Origin of the sequence: Vibrio sp. R-1 (genome assembly GCF_035615595.1) — a bacterium.
Lineage (GTDB): Bacteria > Pseudomonadota > Gammaproteobacteria > Enterobacterales > Vibrionaceae > Vibrio > Vibrio cholerae.
Genome location: NZ_WPDC01000027.1, coordinates 12,260 through 30,338 on the forward strand (window position 1 = coordinate 12,260; position 18,079 = coordinate 30,338).

The following is an 18,079-nucleotide window of genomic DNA, read 5'->3' on the forward strand; positions in this document are numbered from 1 at the left end:
TAAACGGGGCGCTATTATTGACTCATTCGTCAGGCAATTCAATGCTTATTCTACAGTGAGACAATTTAAGTTGAGCAAGGTCAACTCTCGCAATGCCACTGAGAATTTGGCAAATTCATGAACGGTACCGACTTTAAACTCGCTGAGGATGTTCTCCCAACGGCTTATTGAGACTTGGTTACGCTCTAGCCATTTATCAAGTGCCAGTTCAATTTCCTGTTGAGCATCACTCAAATTGCTACTGAGCACTTGAGCAGTCAACTGGCGTTGCTGCCAATCGAGATCCTCACGGAAAGAGGCTCTTGCTAATGCTTGCCAATGGTTATCAACGGCTTGGTGATTGATTTGCTTCAAGAACCAGTGCAGAGATAAACGATCGCCGAGATGGAAATAAAGCTTCGCTGTTTGAGTGACTGCGATGCCTTTCTCTTTCGCCACGGCCGAGATATCCAGTACAGAGTAAAGGCTAGAAAGACGCGCCACATAATGCGCAAGTTCTTTCTCGATGCCCTTCTCTATCCAGTTTTCAGCCATGGAATTATGCTCAACAATCTCCTCTTTCACCAAAACTTTATCCAATTGTTCGGTGATAGTTTTGACATCCTCTTGATAGCGTTCGACCATTGCTATCACGGATGGCTTACCTGTACGGTTGCGCAGTAACCAGCGAGTCAGGCGACGCAAAGTGCGGCGCACGAGGAACATCACATCATATTGGGCGCTACTTTGCGCTATGTTGTCCAGTTTGCGTACTTTTTCGAGCACGATACCTAAACCGTAAATCTCACGCGCGGCCGCATACGCATTCGCAATATCGACCACGCTAGAGCCGGTCTCTTCTTGTAAACGCGTAACGAAGTTGCAGCCCATTTCGTTAACCATTTGGTTTGCTAAGGCTGTCGCGATGATTTCTACTCGTAGCGGATGGTTCACCATCTGCTGCGCATAGTGACCGCGTAACTCAGTTGGGAAGTAATTAACCAATTGTTTGGCATGGAATTCATCTTGCGCAATCTCTTCACTGGCCAGTTCTTCTTTCAACGCCATTTTGCCGTAGGCCATCAGCACCGAAAGTTCAGGACGTGTTAATCCCATGCCCTGTCTTTCACGCTCAAGTAGAGTTTCATCATCCGGAATGTGCTCTAAAGCACGATCCAAATACCCCGCTTTTTCCATGTGATGGATAAAACGGATCTGTTCTTTCATGAGTGATACGCCCTGCGCTTCAGTCACGGAAATCGATTCAGATTGTCCATAAGCATCTTCAATCACGATGCTTCCTACTTCATCTTTCATCGACTCAAGGATCTGGTTGCGCTGTTTGAGTGTTAAATCACCATTAGCCACCAAGCCATTGAGGAAGATCTTGATGTTAACTTCGTTATCGGAACAGTCTACGCCACCGACGTTATCCACGAAGTCCGTGTTAACGCGTCCACCTTTGAGTGCAAACTCGATACGACCGCGCTGAGTCATACCAAGGTTACCGCCTTCGCCGATGATTTTAGCGTTTACTTCACGTCCATCGACACGTAATCCGTCATTGGCTCGGTCACCGACATCGGTATGTGTTTCAATGGATGATTTCACATAGGTACCAATGCCACCATTCCAGAGGAGATCGACTTCCATTTTCAGGATCATTTTAATCAACTCATTGGGTGCCAACGTGGTTTTTTTAGTGTTGAGCATCTTCTGCATTTCAGGCGTCAGCGTAATCGCTTTTGCTTTACGCGAGAAGACACCACCACCTTTAGAAATCAGCTTCGGATTGTAATCTTCCCAACTTGAACGAGGCAGATTAAACAAGCGGTTACGCTCTTCCCAACTGCTCGCAGAATCCGGGGTTGGATCAATGAAGATATGAATATGGTTAAAGGCCGCCAGTAGGCGAATATGTTTTGATAACAACATACCGTTACCAAACACGTCGCCGGCCATGTCACCGATGCCAATCGCGGTAAAATCGGTGGTTTGACAATCAATGCCCATTTCACGGAAATGACGTTTTACCGATTCCCAACCCCCTTTGGCGGTAATGCCCATCGCTTTGTGGTCATAACCATTTGACCCCCCTGAAGCAAAAGCATCACCGAGCCAGAATTGGTATTCCGCCGATACTGAGTTTGCTAAATCAGAGAAGGTTGCGGTGCCTTTATCCGCAGCCACCACCAAATAAGGGTCATCTTCATCATGACGAACCACGTTCTTCGGCGGAACCACTTGCCCTTCAATAATGTTATCCGTTACGTCGAGTAAAGCGCGAATAAAGCGTTTGTAGCAGCGTTGGCCCTCTGCAAAAATCTCATCGCGTGTGGTGTAGAGATACTGTTTCTTACAAACAAAGCCACCTTTTGCACCAACAGGCACGATGACCGTATTTTTCACTTGTTGTGCTTTGACCAAGCCTAAAATTTCAGTACGGAAATCTTCTTGGCGATCAGACCAACGCAGCCCACCACGAGCGACTTTACCACCGCGCAAATGCACCCCTTCAATGTCTGGGGCATAGACGAAGATTTCGAACGCAGGCACTGGTGCAGGAATTTCAGGGATTTCACTTGGCTTCATTTTGAGAGATAGCCAAGGTTTGTTCTGCTTGTGCTCATCCAACTGATAGTAGTTGGTGCGCAGCGTCGCGTTGATCATCTCCATATAGCGACGGATAATTCGATCGTCGTCGAGACTCTGTACTTGATCTAATTGCTCTGTCAGAGATTTGATGATCTCAGCTTGGCCCTTTTCTCCGCCTTTGTATTTCGGATCGAAACGACGCACGAAAAGATCTACCAATCCTTGTGCAAGATCGGGATGGTGGCTGAGTGTATCTTCAATATAGTGCTGGCTAAATGGGAAGCCGACTTGACGCATATAACGCGCATAAGCACGCAGGATCGAAACTTCACGACCTGATAGTGATGCACCTAAAATCAAACGGTTAAAGCCATCACTTTCCAGATCTCCTGCCCAGATAGCGGCAAAAGCTTGTTGGAATCGGTCGCGTGCTTCACGCAGATCCACCTGCTTATCGCTCTTATGTAGCATAGAGAAATCAAGGATCCAGTACACTTGGCCATTGGCTTTCACTACTTCATAAGGCGATTCACCAATCACGCGTAAGCCGAGGTTTTCTAGCATCGGCATAACATCTGATAGATGGATGGGTTCGTCTTTGTGATACAGCTTTAAGCGCACCGCTTTGGAGTCTTTGGCTGTCTCTTGTAAACGGTAGAACAGCATGCCCAGTTTATTGTGCTCATCTAACGCTTCAAGGTGCTCGATATCGGCCAGTGCAGAGCCCGGCATCACATCTTCTTTGTAAGAACGTGGGAAGGCACGTTGATACTCTTTTGACAGCGGTAATCCACGACTTTCACCGAAATTGGCGACAATGGCTTCTGCGAGACGATCATCCCACGAGGTTGAGGCTTCCATTAAATTCTGCTCTATCTTTTTCACATCTACGTTGATGTTGTTATTGTCGACACGCACAATGTAGTGAGTTCTCGCCAGTGGGCTTTCTGAGAAATAGGTTGTAAATTCAACATCTTGCTCACAGCCAAAATACTGTTTGAACACTTGTTGTGTCTTACGGCGCAGCTCAGTGTTGTAACGCTCTTTGGTCACATACACCATGCAACTGAAGAAACGTCCGAATGGGTCTTTACGTACAAACAGGCGTAGTAAATCACGATCTTGCATCTGTACAACGCCCATGCCTACTTCAAGCAGCTCTTCTTCACGGGCTTGTAACAACTCATCGCGTGGGTAGTTTTCAAGAATATTGTGCAGGGCTTTGTAGGCGTAAGAGCCTTGGCGGTAGCCGCTGGCCGCAAGAATGCGCCCTACTTTTTCGCGGATCAGCGGGATGCCTTCAACACTTTGGTTATACACAGCGGAAGTGTATAACCCAGTAAAGCGATGCTCACCGATCACCTTGCCTTTCGCGTCAAACTTTTTGATCCCGATATAGTCGGTATAAGCAGGACGATGGATACGCGATTGCTTGTTGCCTTTCGTTAAGATCAACAGGAAGGGCTTTTTGGCTTCGAGTCTGGCTGAATCTGGGAATTGAGAGAGTTTTACGCTACGTACTCGCTCGTTGTCTGAGAATAAGCCAAGTCCGGTGTCTTTGGTTGGCGTCAATTCGGTATCGCCATTTTTCTCTACCAAATCGAACTCTTTGTAACCCATAAAGGTGAAGTTATGGTTACCTAGCCAGCGTAAAAACTGAATGGTTTCTTGTAGGCGTTCGGCTTCTACAGGGATCTGTTTTTTATCCGCTTCCAGCTGATTGATCACTTGTTCAAGCTTGGTCGCCATCGGTTTCCAATCTTTCACAACCAGAGCGGTGTCATGCAGGATATCCAGCAATTCGTTTTTCAGCTCTGTCATCTCTTCCTTGCTGCTTAGGCGATCGACTTCAATGTGGAACATTGAGGTCAGTTGCCCTTCTCCTTGATTAATGCTTTTGATCGAACCATCGTCGTGACGTGCAATATGAGCAGGTCCGTTGAGCATTAAGTGCGATGCCAATCCTAGGCGGCTTAATGCCATTTTGATTGAATCAACCAGAAAGGGACTATCTGGGAGAACAATCTCAACAATGGTGTGGGTCGATTGCCAACCTTGGCGACTTACCGTTGGGTTAAATACTCGTACTGAGCGTTCATCGGCTTTTTTCTCATTGATGTGGTGCCATAAACTGAGCACTGCACCATAAAGATCCGATTCGTTACGCTCCACTAGGTCGTCTTGTGAAATGTTACTGAACAGGTGTTGTCCAAGTTGAGTCACTAAGGGTTGTTGAGCAAGCTCTAGTTTGTCTTGAATCAGTTGATAAACTTTTTCAAGCAAAACTGGCATCAAAGTTTCACGCGCAGTCATGGTCGACTCCAGAATTTGATTCTTATTTTTGTAGGGGGTGTGCAGTAAGCATAGCGCTTACTGATGGTAATGCAGGGCGTATTGTAAGAGTTTTATTTATAAATAGTTAATTGTTTTGGGGTTGTTATGGGGTAAAAGTGTGAGATTGTGACTAAAGTACCTATTTAAACCACTACAAAATAATGCTTTTACAGAACTTCTAACTTAACGAAACGATTATTTTGGTCAGTTGTTAATCGAAATCGACCTTTTACTCCAATTTGGCTTAAAAATGGACGCAAACGTGTTGCAGGGAGTTGTAAACGCAAACCTTGCTCGGTGGTGACCATGACATGACTTGCTACGCCCGAGTAATGCGTAACAAAGGTTTGATAAGAAATGTTTAGCGAGAAAAAATAATAGTTCATTGGAAAATAAGGTGGCACAGAGTGCCACCGAGTTTACCTGTTGAGTTTGGTTTATGCTTCCAGCGCTTTGCTGACTTTTTCAAACAGATCACGCGCGAGGTTATCCATCGCTTTTAATTGCTCCAGCTCTTGTTTAATCAGTGCTTGGCGCTGTTCATCGTAGAGTCGGAATTTAAGTAATGGATCAATCAAACGTGAAGCCACTTGTGGGTTACTACTGTTAAGTTCACGCAGAATGTGTCCAGCAAAGCGATAGCCTTCCCCTGTTTTCGCGTGGAAATTAACTGGATTGGCATTTAAAAATGCCCCAATCAGACTGCGAGTACGGTTCGGGTTTTTCAAGCTAAACGCTTCATGTTGCATGGCTTGCTGGATCACATCCAACACTTGTGGTGATGGGTTTGAGCCTTGCAGCGTGAACCACTTATCCATTACCAAGCCATCGTGTTTCCACTTCTCGCTGTAGTCTTGCATCAAGCTTTCACGGCAGGCCAACTGCGCTTGGTTAGCCGCCGTCATGGCCGCAATGGTGTCGGTCATGTTGTTCGCTTGAGCGTACTGTTTTTGTACCAACGCGTTACCTTGAGCAGTGTAGGCAAGATAGCTCAAACACACGTTGCGCAGCGTACGTTTACCAATCGCCGCATGTTCAATCGAGTAAGTATCTTGTTTTAACGTATGGTAGGTTGCACTGAGCTCATCTTCTAGCTCGGTCGCCAAAATGGTTTTGAGTGAGGTGAGCACCTGGGCAATCGCATCAACATCCACACGCTTATACCAGCCGGACACTTCGTTATGGCTTGGTAACGAGAGCATTTCGGCCACAAATTCAGCGTCGAGGTTGTCACTGAGTAACACGCCGCGGAATGCGTCAATCACCGACTCTGCCAATTCGACAGGTTGACCTTGTTGGACTCGTTCTACGTTGGTGCGAATATATTTAGCAAGCAACATCTGCCCTGCATCCCAACGTGCAAATTCGTTACGAGCATGCACCATCAGGAAAATCAGCTCTTCATCACCGTAGGCGTATTCCAATTTCACAGGCGCAGAAAACTCACGCAGCAGTGACGGAATCGGCGGCTGTTTGACCTGCTCAAAGCGGAAGGTTTGCTTAGCTTGTTTCACATCCAACACGTTAGAAACAGGTTTTCCGTTACACTGTAGCGCAATCACATCGCCGTTTGGCGCATACAGTTCAATATCCAGCGGGATATGCAGTGGTTGTTTTTCTTTCTGCTCGTGAGTGGGCTCGGTATGCTGTTCTACAGTTAACTCATAAGTTTGGCTTGCGGCATGATAAGTACTGCTGACTTTCAGTGTAGGAGTACCGGACTGGCTATACCATAACCGGAACTGTTGTAAGTCGATGCCAGAAGCTTCTTCCATGGCTGCCACGAAATCTTCGCAAGTGGCTGCGGTGCCATCATGACGTTTAAAGTACAGCTTCATGCCACGTTGGAATTTTTCTTCACCTAGCAAGGTGTGCATCATTCGAATCACTTCGCTGCCCTTTTCATAAACGGTCAGGGTATAGAAGTTATTCATTTCAATCACTTTATCCGGACGGATTGGATGCGACATTGGGCTAGCATCTTCAGCAAATTGCGGGCCTCGAATGATGCGCACATTTCCAATTCGGTTGACGGCTCGTGAGCCTAAGTCTGAAGAGAACTCTTGATCGCGGAATACGGTTAAGCCCTCTTTCAAGCTTAATTGGAACCAATCACGGCATGTCACACGGTTACCCGTCCAGTTATGGAAGTATTCGTGACCAATCACGGCTTCAATCCCGAGGTAATCGGTGTCGGTGGCGGTTTTCTCATTGGCTAGGACAAACTTGGAGTTAAAGATATTCAACCCTTTGTTTTCCATAGCGCCCATATTGAAGAAATCCACCGCCACGATCATGTAAATGTCGAGGTCATATTCAAGGCCAAAACGTTGCTCGTCCCAACGCATAGAGTTGATGAGTGACGTCATGGCATGACCAGCGCGATCCAAATTGCCTTTATCGACAAAAATTTCTAGCGCAACTTGGCGGCCCGATTGTGTGACGTACTGATCGCGTAGCACATCAAAATCCCCAGCCACCAAAGCAAACAGATACGCAGGTTTGGGATGAGGATCTTGCCATTTCACCCAATGACGCCCCGCTTCCTGCTCGCCTTGTGCAATCTTGTTACCATTGCTCAGTAAGTAAGGATATTGCGCTTTATCGGCAATAACCGTTGTGGTGTAACGCGCCAGAACATCCGGACGATCCAAATAATAAGTAATGCGGCGAAAGCCTTCGGCTTCACACTGGGTACAAAATGCACCACCTGATTTGTAAAGACCTTCTAAAGCGGTGTTGGCTTGCGGATTGATTTTTGTCACGACGGTGAGAGTAAACTCACTCGGCAAACCACGAATTTCAAGGGAAGCTTCACCTACGCTGTAGTCCTGCCAATCCTGGCCATCGACTTTGAGCGCTTTCAGTTCAAGCGTTTCACCATCAAGAATTAAGGTATTGCTCTCCTGCTGCTGTTTTACTTGAGAGACAGCGGTGACCAGAGTGGCATCATCGTATAGATCAAACACCAAATCGATATCGGTGATGGTGTGTGAAGGCGGTTGGTAATCAAGGCGGTATTTGGCTTGAGGTGTGTGAGCCATTGTCGTGATCCTTTTGACTTTATGTTCTGTGACGTTAATGAATACAGGAAGAAAAGCGTTATTGAAGCAAGATCTTAGGCCGCAGTGAATGAATAACAAGCCCTGAACGCAAAAAAACAGGGAGTTTATCTGTAAACTCCCTGCCACTTTTGCTTTTTGGTCGCCCATTATCAAAACAGGTGGCATACCGCATGAGTGTTATTGCACGCGGTTCATGACGACCGTCATGTTGTCATCAATTTCCAAGGTGAGTCTATCTTGATCGAGCACATAACGGGTATCGTGCTCACCTTCCGAATAGAGCAAAACCAAGCGATTTCCTTCAGTGTAATAGACGCCGCGATGGGTGGCCTCGTTACCATCTTGATTAGTGATGTGGAAAGAGAAGATAAAATCTGGCTGTAAAGTTAATTGGATCAGGCTTTGGTCAAGGCTTTCGCCATCAAGATCTTTGATATGTGCACTGCTCCAGCTACCGGCCAAGGTATTGGGTAAACCTTTAGTGAAGGTTACACCATTCAATGTCAGCAAATGATGGTTATTTTCATACTGGTAAGTTTGGGGATCTGAACTATCTAGGCCGAGAATAAGGGTTTTCTCATCTGCAGAATAAGCGCCATTCCAGTGGTCAACACTGAAATCTTTCTTTTGGATATCAATCGAGAAATGGTAGTCCGAAGCCAAACTGAGCTTAATGACTCGAAAGTTTTCGCTAGATTGCTCTGGGTTGGGATTGAGCAAATACCAGTCGCCGAGCAATAAAGGTTGATCAAATTGAGTTAAGTCGGCACGGCTAAGATTATTTGCACTGAGAAACGGTGATGAGGCGGTAAAAAGTAAGCTCATCACGCAAGTAAATATCCATTTCATGGCACTTCTCCTCACATTTTTTGTAAGCGTAGGCATTGAGTGCATGAAATGCGAAATTATTTGATGTTCATCACATTAATTTTACGAATTAAAAAAGTGTAAAAAAAACGGACCATGAGGTCCGTTTTGATTAAAGATAAAGTAAATCAATGAATTATCGCGATATCATGTCAAGCATAATGTTAACCGATTCATCGAGATAAGCATCCGGTGCTTCATAATCTTTCGGTATATCTTGCAAGCTCGCATAGGTCGATTTACCTAACGCTTTTTGGCGTTGATTGATGCGAGCTAAGCGCTCTTCATCAGCCTTAGCACTCTCTTCTTTGCGTACTTTTTCATTCAGCGAAAGTAGGTTGTCATCTTTCTCTGCACGGTATTTCGCAATATCTTGCTCGATAAAACCAAATTCTAAATCATTCGCGACACGTTGTTGGTGTTTAGCTTCCAAGCTAGCAATGATGGTGTTGAAGTTATTCAAACGCTCATATTTTGCTTTATCAATGCTGTCCCACGGTAGTGCGTTATCTTCAACACTTTCCCCTGTTTCGGAAGGGTCAATCGCGGTTGGATACGCGATATCAGGAACGACACCTTTGTTTTGGGTACTACCACCATCAATACGGTAAAATTTTTGAATCGTGTATTGTACGTAGCCAAGCTCTTTATCAAACAAATCATAGATATGATTGAGAGAGCGATGCTGCTGTACGGTACCTTTACCAAATGAGTTCTCACCGAGAATGATCGCGCGGCCATAGTCTTGCATTGCGGCAGCAAAGATTTCTGAAGCCGATGCACTGTAGCGGTTAATCAGCACGGTCATTGGTCCGCTATAGCTAATGCTACCATCGGTATCCGAGTTAACGTTGACTCGACCATAGCTATCACGCACCTGAACTACAGGGCCACTGGTAATGAACAAACCAGAAAGCGCGGTAGCTTCGGTTAATGCACCACCCCCGTTATTGCGTAAATCAACAATGATGCCGTCGACTTTTTTCGCTTTTAGCTCCGCCAGTAGTTTTTCCGAGTCTTGAGCTAAGCCAACGTAGAAACTCGGTACTTCTAGTACACCAATTTTCTTCCCTGCTTTTTCAATCACTTCAGATTTTACGGCGCGATCTTCTAAGCGAATTTTATCTCGCACAATAGTGACAACGTGACTTTTTGCATCTTTGCCTTCAGGTAACACGAGCAGTTTCACCTTGCTACCTTTAGGTCCTTTAATCAGTTGAACAACATCGTCTAAGCGCCAACCGACTACATCAACCACGTCTTCGCCTTCTTGCCCAACACCAATAATGCGGTCACCCTCACCCAATTGTTTGCTTAGTGCCGCTGGGCCACCTGCAACCAATGAGCGGATGATGGTGTAATCGTCGGTCATTTGTAACACAGCACCAATCCCTTCCAACGAGAGATTCATTTCAGATTGGAATTGTTCTGCGTTACGCGGTGACAAATAGCTGGTATGCGGATCAACTTCACGAGCAAACGCATTCATGTAAGTTTGGAATACATCTTCACTTTTTGTCTGTGTGAGGCGCTTAATGGCATTGTTGTAGCGTTTATCGAGCGTTTCTTTGATTTCTGGCCACTCTTTACCTGCCAGTTTCAAGCTTAACGCATCGTATTTAACTCGTTGTCTCCACAGCTCGTTAATCTCTTTAAGATCTTTTGGCCAAGGCGATTTCGTGCGATCAAGCTCAATAGACTCATCAGCATCAAACGTCATCTCTTGATCAAGCAGAGAAAGTGCGTATTGAAAGCGCTCAAAACGTTTTTCCATTGACAGGTTATACAGATCGTAAGCGATTTGATTGTCACCTGCTTTTAATTGGTCATCCAATTGCAAAGACCAAGCTTTGAAGCTGTCTATGTCCGCTTGAGTAAAGATATTTCGACTGTAATCTAGCATCTCAAGGTAGCGTTCAAACATGGCTTGAGAAAACTGGTCGTCTAAATTGAATTGTTTGTAATGAGAACGGGTAAAACGTGAGGTAACACGTTTCGCTGCCGTTGCGTGTTGAGCTTCAGGAACAAGAAGAGGGAGATCTTCTGGTTTGAGTTTGGCTTCTAGAGCCTGAGCTGAAAAGGCTGCCAGCCATAGGCTAGCAGCAATCAGAGATATTTTTGAACGGCATTTCATGCGTAGGAGTATCTCCTTTATGCGCGCAAGTGCTCCGCTTTCACAACCATTTGTAGGCCGTTGGCAAGTTGAACACGCACATCTTCCTTATTGACTTCAACGATGGTCGCAGCCATGTTGCCTTTACCCATATTCACATTGACTTGATTGCCAACGTTAAGCTCAGACGCAGCCAGTGCGCGAGTTTCTACAGGCTTTTTCTCCACTTTCGGTGCGTTTTGCGGACGGCGAGCTTGCTGTGGCTTTTTCGCCTTTGGCTTGTTCGCTTTCGCTTCTTCACGCACTTTCTTTACTTGTTCTTTACGACGAGCTTCTACGCGAGCTTTGCTCTCCGCCAGTGCCGCTTGTGCGTGTTCTACGTGCTGTTCTTCCAGCTCACCACAAGGGTTGCCGTCCAGATCAACACGAGTTGCGCCAGGTTTTACACCATGTAAATAACGCCAAGAAGAGGTGTATTGTCTTAACGCGGCACGAAGCTGAGTTTTGCTTACTTTAGGGTCGTCATTCAAGCGATCAGCAAGATCCTGAAAAATACCAATTTTCAGAGGCTTTGCTTCACCTTCTAAAGTAAAGCAGTTAGGGAAACATTCAGCAATGTACGCGATCACTTCTTTGCTGTTTTTTAACTTTTCAGTGTTTTCCATGAGGATTCCTGGTTATTGCGGCTGCCCGCCAAACATTGATGTGTAAATATGTGCGGTATTATAAAGACCTGCAAAGGAAAAACCACAGGCAAAGGGCAATTTATGCCTTATTAGCCTGTGAATTGAGCAGCTTTTCTACTTCGCTCATCAAATAGGTTAGGCCTTGCTCGTCAATTTCACTGAAACGACCAATGTTTGGACTGTCAATATCCAACACTCCGGCGACTTTTCCGTTAATCGAGAATGGGATAACGATTTCTGAGTTACTCGCGGCATCACAAGCAATATGACCTTCGAATTGATGAACGTCGTACACACGTTGAACCTTATTTTCTGCAACTGCAGTACCACAAACTCCCCTGCCTACGGGAATGCGCACGCAAGCGGGTTTGCCCTGAAATGGGCCCAATACCAACTCGTTCTCTTGCATTAAATAAAAACCCACCCAGTTGAGCTCGGTGAGTTCCATATTCAGTAACGCACTTAAGTTGGCAAGATTTGCGATGAGATTGGTTTCACCTTCTAATAAAGCGACCGCTTGCTTGGTGAGGCGTTGGTACTGTTCTAGGTTCATAATAACTTCCATTTGAAAAATAAAGACTTCACTTCGCGAACTACGTACAATGCGCATCACTAAAATAGGATGCATTCTCATTAATATGACGTATTTCAACGACACTATTAGCCGCTCTTGGCTGATAACTCAAGTAAAAAAACATCGCGCCAAACTGTTGTTTGCTAACTTTATTGCCGTCGTCGCGACGCTAATCAGTGTTCCTATCCCACTGCTCATGCCGTTAATGGTGGATGAAGTGCTGCTCAATCATCCGGCAAAAGGTGTGGAGGTGATGAACCAGTTCCTGCCACAAGGGTGGCAGACCGCAACGGGTTACATCATGCTGACTTTGCTGATGGTGGTGGTGATGCGTATTGCCAGTCAGTTGTTGAATATCCTACAAAGTCGTCAGTTTACCTTGGTTTCCAAAACCATCACTTACGAAATGCGCCGTAAGATGATTGAAAAGCTGGGGCGGATCAGTATTCGTCAGTATGAAACGCGCGGCAGTGGCGGGATTAACGCTCACCTCATCACAGATATTGAAACCATCGACCAGTTTATTGGCTCTACACTGAGTAAGTTTTTGATTTCTTTGCTTACTGTGATTGGTACCGCCATTGTATTGCTTTGGTTGGAGTGGCGACTTGGCCTGTTTATTCTGTTAGTGAACCCGATTGTTATCTACTTTTCTCGGATGCTAGGCAGCCAAGTTAAACATTTGAAAAAACGCGAAAACCAAGCGTTTGAGCGTTTTCAAAACCGCTTAGTGGAAACGTTAGATGGTATCTATCAGTTGCGTGCCGCAAACAAGGAGCGCGAGTTCCTCAACCGCCTCATCAGCGATGCGGACGCAGTACGCGAAAATGCTGACAAATACGCATGGCAATCTGAAGCCGCTGGTCGCCTCTCCTTCTTACTGTTTTTACTCGGTTTTGAGCTGTTTCGTGCCGTAGCCATGTTAATGGTGGTGTTCAGTGACCTTACCATAGGCCAGATTTTCGCGGTGTTTGGCTACTTGTGGTTTATGCTCAGCCCGGTGCAAGAGCTGTTGGGTATCCAGTTTTCTTGGTATGCCGCTAAGGCCGCTTTGAAAAGAATCAATAGCTTATTAGAGCTAGAAGAAGAGTACCGACCCATCAGCAAAGTCAATCCCTTTACTCAGCCGGGAGAAGTCGATATTGAGATCAACAATATCCATTTCTCCTACGATGGTGAAAGCCAAGTGCTGAATGATTTGTCACTTCATATCCCTGCGGGGAAAAAGGTGGCGTTAGTCGGAGCCAGTGGCGGAGGGAAATCGACGCTGATTCAGCTCTTAATTGGCGTTTATCGCGCGCAAAGTGGCGCAATCTGCTTTAATGGACAACACTGTGATGACATTAGCTTTGACGTGATTCGCGATCAAATTGCCGTTGTTTTACAACAACCTATACTGTTTAATGACACTTTGCGGCATAATCTGACCCTTGGTGGTCAATTTAGCGATGATGCCTTGTGGCAAGCGTTGGACATCGCCCAACTGCAAGATGTGATCACCAAACTCGACCAAGGGTTAGAGAGCCAAATTGGTCGTAATGGCATTCGATTGTCAGGTGGACAAAGACAGCGGCTAGCGATTGCGCGTATGGTGCTGAGTAATCCAAAATTCGTTATTTTGGATGAAGCCACTTCCGCCTTGGATACGGCTACTGAAGCCGCATTGCACCTTGCGTTGTCAAAGTTTTTGCATGGTCGAACGACCTTGATTGTTGCCCATCGCCTCTCAGCGGTGAAACAAGCGGACTTAATTTATGTATTGGAAGATGGACATGTCAGCCAGTCAGGAACTCACCACGAGTTACTCGAACAAGAAGGCTTGTACCAAACCCTTTATGGGAGTGTTCAGTCGCAGCACTAATGGTGTTAATGGCGGCTCCTATGGTGTTGTCCGCCTATGACCTCCTCATCCTCTTTATCTCATCATGCATCGCAGTCGGGTCAAGTTCGTTTGTGCCCCGGCTGCGAGCTGCCTATTGATGCGATTACGGTTGACCAAGCCCACAGCGCTCATTGCCCCCGTTGTGGCACGCTACTTTATCGTGGCGGTAGCCCTTCTCTCTCCGGCGATCTTGCCCTTGCGGTCACTTGTTTGTTGCTGTTTATTCCTTCCCATTTTTTCAGTTACATCGATATTCGACTGTTTGGAGTGATGATCCCAGCCACCTTGCCGCAAGGCGTATTCGCTTTGTGGAATGAAGGTTACATCGCCTTGGCGTTATTGGTGCTGTTTTGTAGCTCGATTGCGCCACTGGTTTTATGTTTGAGTGTGGTCAGTGCTCATCTCGCTCTGCGTTTTCGCTACTTTCAGACGCTGCGTTACTCATTGCTCTTTATTCATCATCTTAAAGTCTGGGTCATGATCGATGTGTTTTTGGTTAGCGTGGCCGTGTCCTGCTTTAAGCTAAAAGATTACTCAGATATTTTTATCGGCCCCGGATTATTCGGGTTGGTGCTTCTACAACTGTTTACGGTCTTATTGCTCAGTCGTATCAGTACTCGTCGCTATTGGGAAACCTGGCAAGCTGAAACGGAATATGATTTGCCCGTCAAGCAGGTGCACTGCCATAACTGCCATCTTTCACAGCCAGAAAATGGTCACTGTGTTCGCTGTCAGAACAAGCTTTACCACAGAAAACCTAACTCTATAGAACGAACATGGGCTTATGTTTTAGCGGCGACAGTGGCGATTTTCCCCGCTAACTTGATCCCCATTTCCATTTTGATCACCAATGGTCAGCGCTTAGAAGATACGATTTTTTCTGGTGTGGCTTCGCTTGTGAAAAATGGCATGTGGGGCATTGCGCTGATCATTTTTGTTGCCAGTATTGTGGTTCCCGTGATCAAAATCATTGGCCTCGCCTATCTCTTAATGGCCATCAAACTGAAACGCCACGTGCATCAGCGCCAACGTATGATGATTTATCGTGGCATCAAATGGATTGGCAAATGGTCGGTGATGGATCTGTTTGTCATCTCTATCATGCTGACATTGGTTGACCGAGGTCTGATCCTCGATTTTACTCCCGGTTACGGGGCTGTCGCTTTTGGTATGGTCGTGGTGCTCACCATGTTAGCCGCGGAAAGTTTAGATCCGCGCTTACTGTGGGATAAGCCCGACTCCACTCGTACTCAACAATAGGTTGTTTGAATGAGTCAAGAAAATACAACGCAAACGTCATACACACCGGAAATCCGCAAACGTCGGGGCATCTCTCCGTTGTGGATCTTACCCATAGTGACCATGATTTTAGCGGGTTGGCTGGTGTTTAAAGCGGTGCATGATGCGGGAGTGCGGATTCAAATTCATTTTGAAAACGCGCAAGGCTTAATCGCAGGTCGAACCACCATTCGCTATCAAGGATTGGAAGTGGGGATGGTGCGCGACATCAAACTTTCTGAAGGATTGGATAGCATCTACGTCGAGGCGGATATTTATCCAGAAGCTACTAAGCTTCTCTCCAATCAAACGCGTTTTTGGATGGTCAAACCGACGGCGAGTTTATCCGGCGTTTCTGGGCTAGATGCGCTTGTGTCAGGAAACTATATTGCGATCCAACCGGGTTCAACGCATCAAGAGGATTATCCAACACAATATCAAGCGCTGGACTCAGCCCCCTCGGATCTACTGGCACAACGCGGCTTGACCATTTCTCTCAAAGCTCGCGATTTAGGTGGCATCTCGGTCGGCTCGCAGATTGTGTATAAAAAAATCCCGATTGGTGAAGTGTTCAGCTATCAGTTGGATGACGATGCGCAGTCGGTGACTATCCAAGCCTCGATCAAAGAGGAGTACCAACACATCATTAATACGGAAAGCCGCTTTTGGAACGTGAGTGGTATTGGTGCCAGTATCGGCTTTGAAGGAGTCGATGTTCGTCTAGAAAGCTTAAGCGCGCTGATTGGCGGCTCGATTGCGGTCGACTCACCTGATGAAGGCAAACCCGTAGAGCAAAATGCGCAGTTTCGTCTGTATCGCGATTTAAAAACCGCGGGGCGCGGTATTGCGGTATCGATCACTTTACCGGATGACAACAACATCTCGGCGTCCGGTGCTCCCATCATGTATCGTGGTATTGAGATTGGCCAAATTACTGATTTGCAACTGGCCGAAAACCGCAAAAGTATCGTAGCCTCTGCTGCGATTCAGCCTGCGTTTAGCGATATGCTGAATCGCGGCAGCCAGTTTGTCCTTGAAGAAGCACAAGTCTCTTTAACTGGGGTAGAAAACCTGACCAATCTTGTGAAGGGTAACTACCTCACCCTGATCCCTGGAGCCGGAGAGCGCACGCGTAACTTTCAGGCCGTACGCAAAAATGAATTTAAGTATGCGCGTTCCAACAGCATCAGTTTCAATCTCGTGGCAGATAACTCGTTCGGTTTAGAAGCGGGAACCCCGATTTTGTATCGCGGCGTGGCTGTAGGTAGCGTCACTGCCGTGAATCTTAAACTCGATTATGTTGAGTTTAACGTATTGATTGATGAGCAATATGGCGCATTGATCCGCTCGCAAAACCGTTTCTACGTCACTGGCAGTGCGGCGGCTGAGCTTACGGAGTCGGGGCTTTCTGTTTCTATTCCACCCGCGAAACAACTGTTGCTTGGGTCGATCAGTTTTGCCAGTGAAGGCAGTAGCACACCGCTTGAACAGTATCGACTCTACTCGAGTCAGTCTCTGGCTGAATTGGCAAAATACAATCAGTCTGGCTCTCGTTCATTAACGCTGTTTGCGCATGAACTGCCTTCAATCAATGCTGGCTCTCCCCTTTTGTATCGCAATTTGAAAGTCGGCAGTATCTCGGGCTTTACTCTTACGCCTAAAGGCGTGCAGATTGAAGCGACCATTGAAAAGCAGTATCAGCATTTATTGACGCCAGATACGGTCTTTTGGAACCGCTCAGGCGTAGAAATCAAAGCGTCGATGGACGGCGTAGATGTAAAAGCCGCACCATTACAGACTCTGATCCGTGGTGGTATCGCCTTTGATAATCTGCCCGGAATTGAAAACAAAGTCGGTTCGATGTGGAAACTCTACAGCGACTATGATCATGCACGTCGCTATGGTGAGAAAATCACGCTGACCGCACTTGGCACATTGGGAGTCAAAGTGGGTACGCCAGTGCAATACCAAGGCGTACAAATTGGCGAGGTATTTGAAATCATTCCTGATTTTGAATCGGATTTCGTCAAACTCGCCGCGCGTATCGAGCCACAATACGCCCCGAAAATCGCCAAGCAGAATTCACAATTCTGGCTTTCGCAAGCCAAAATTGGCCTAAGCGGTATTGAAAACGTGCAGAACCTGTTAGGACAAAGCATTGAAGTACAACCTGGCAATGGTGAAAGTCGTTTTGAGTTTGAACTGCACAAAGAGGCGCGCCATGGTGGTGCTGGCAATACTTACACTTTGCAGAGTGAAAAACGCGGCTCGGTGAGTGTGGGTACCCCGATTCTGTATCGTGATATTGAAGTGGGCAAAGTGATTGATGTACGTTTAGGTGAATTTGCCGACCGCGTGATCACCACCATTCGTATAGCTCCGCAGTACACCTATTTGCTGCGTCAAAACAGCGTATTCTGGAATGTCTCTGGGCTCGATATGTCGATTGGCATTACTGGCGCGAATGTGAAAGCCGGTACTTTTGACAGCATGTTGCGTGGCGGGATCACCTTCGCGACGCCAGAGCAGAAACAGCTAACGCCTGCGGCGCCTGAAGGGCATACTTTCTACCTCTACCCTCAAGCCCAAGAGGAATGGACTAAGTGGCGCACACCGATCCCTAAGCCTTAGTCGCAAAAGATAACGTGAAGAAAAGCAGCCTTGTGCTGCTTTTCTACTTTTCGGCGATCCTTTATGTCACCACCT

The 18,079-nt window shown here is 46.5% G+C and carries 10 protein-coding genes; 3 read left to right on the forward strand and 7 right to left on the reverse strand.

What is annotated here, in order from left to right:
• Window positions 1-45: 45 nt before the first annotated feature.
• The 7 genes from GOU96_RS08115 to GOU96_RS08145 all read right to left on the reverse strand — a co-directional run bounded on the left by GOU96_RS08115 (window position 46) and on the right by GOU96_RS08145 (window position 12,192).
• Window positions 46-4,887: an NAD-glutamate dehydrogenase gene (locus tag GOU96_RS08115; protein WP_322117051.1), complete on the reverse strand. Its 4,842-nt coding sequence runs from the start codon at window positions 4,885-4,887 to the stop codon at window positions 46-48.
• Between the two features lie 188 nt (window positions 4,888-5,075).
• Entirely contained in the window at window positions 5,076-5,294 is a 219-nt protein-coding gene (locus GOU96_RS08120; RefSeq protein ID WP_001110339.1) for a DUF2835 domain-containing protein, read from the reverse strand.
• A 51-nt stretch (window positions 5,295-5,345) separates the two neighbouring features.
• Window positions 5,346-7,952 carry an aminopeptidase N gene (pepN, locus tag GOU96_RS08125; RefSeq protein WP_267781128.1) on the reverse strand — a complete coding sequence of 869 codons (2,607 nt, stop codon included), beginning with the start codon at window positions 7,950-7,952 and terminating at the stop codon, window positions 5,346-5,348.
• Between the two features lie 198 nt (window positions 7,953-8,150).
• On the reverse strand, window positions 8,151-8,822 hold the full coding sequence (locus GOU96_RS08130) for a hypothetical protein (protein WP_267781130.1): 672 nt from the start codon (window positions 8,820-8,822) through the stop codon (window positions 8,151-8,153).
• A 154-nt stretch (window positions 8,823-8,976) separates the two neighbouring features.
• Window positions 8,977-10,974, reverse strand: a complete 1,998-nt coding sequence (gene prc / locus GOU96_RS08135) for a carboxy terminal-processing peptidase (protein WP_267781132.1) — start codon at window positions 10,972-10,974, stop codon at window positions 8,977-8,979.
• A gap of 17 nt (window positions 10,975-10,991) precedes the next feature.
• Window positions 10,992-11,618 (reverse strand): RNA chaperone ProQ, encoded by a 627-nt coding sequence (proQ, locus tag GOU96_RS08140; protein ID WP_000432038.1) that lies wholly within the window; start codon window positions 11,616-11,618, stop codon window positions 10,992-10,994.
• A 100-nt stretch (window positions 11,619-11,718) separates the two neighbouring features.
• Entirely contained in the window at window positions 11,719-12,192 is a 474-nt protein-coding gene (locus GOU96_RS08145) for a GAF domain-containing protein (RefSeq protein ID WP_001911403.1), read from the reverse strand.
• 85 nt (window positions 12,193-12,277) lie between these two features.
• On the opposite strand from GOU96_RS08145, the gene GOU96_RS08150 reads away from it, so the two are divergent.
• The 3 genes from GOU96_RS08150 to GOU96_RS08160 are packed head-to-tail and all read left to right on the forward strand — an operon-like array spanning window position 12,278 to window position 18,004.
• Entirely contained in the window at window positions 12,278-14,074 is a 1,797-nt protein-coding gene (locus GOU96_RS08150; protein WP_162809478.1) for an ABC transporter ATP-binding protein, read from the forward strand.
• 36 nt (window positions 14,075-14,110) lie between these two features.
• Entirely contained in the window at window positions 14,111-15,355 is a 1,245-nt protein-coding gene (locus GOU96_RS08155; RefSeq protein ID WP_267781134.1) for a paraquat-inducible protein A, read from the forward strand.
• A 9-nt stretch (window positions 15,356-15,364) separates the two neighbouring features.
• On the forward strand, window positions 15,365-18,004 hold the full coding sequence (locus GOU96_RS08160) for a PqiB family protein (RefSeq protein WP_000076861.1): 2,640 nt from the start codon (window positions 15,365-15,367) through the stop codon (window positions 18,002-18,004).
• The last annotated feature ends 75 nt before the right edge of the window (window positions 18,005-18,079 follow it).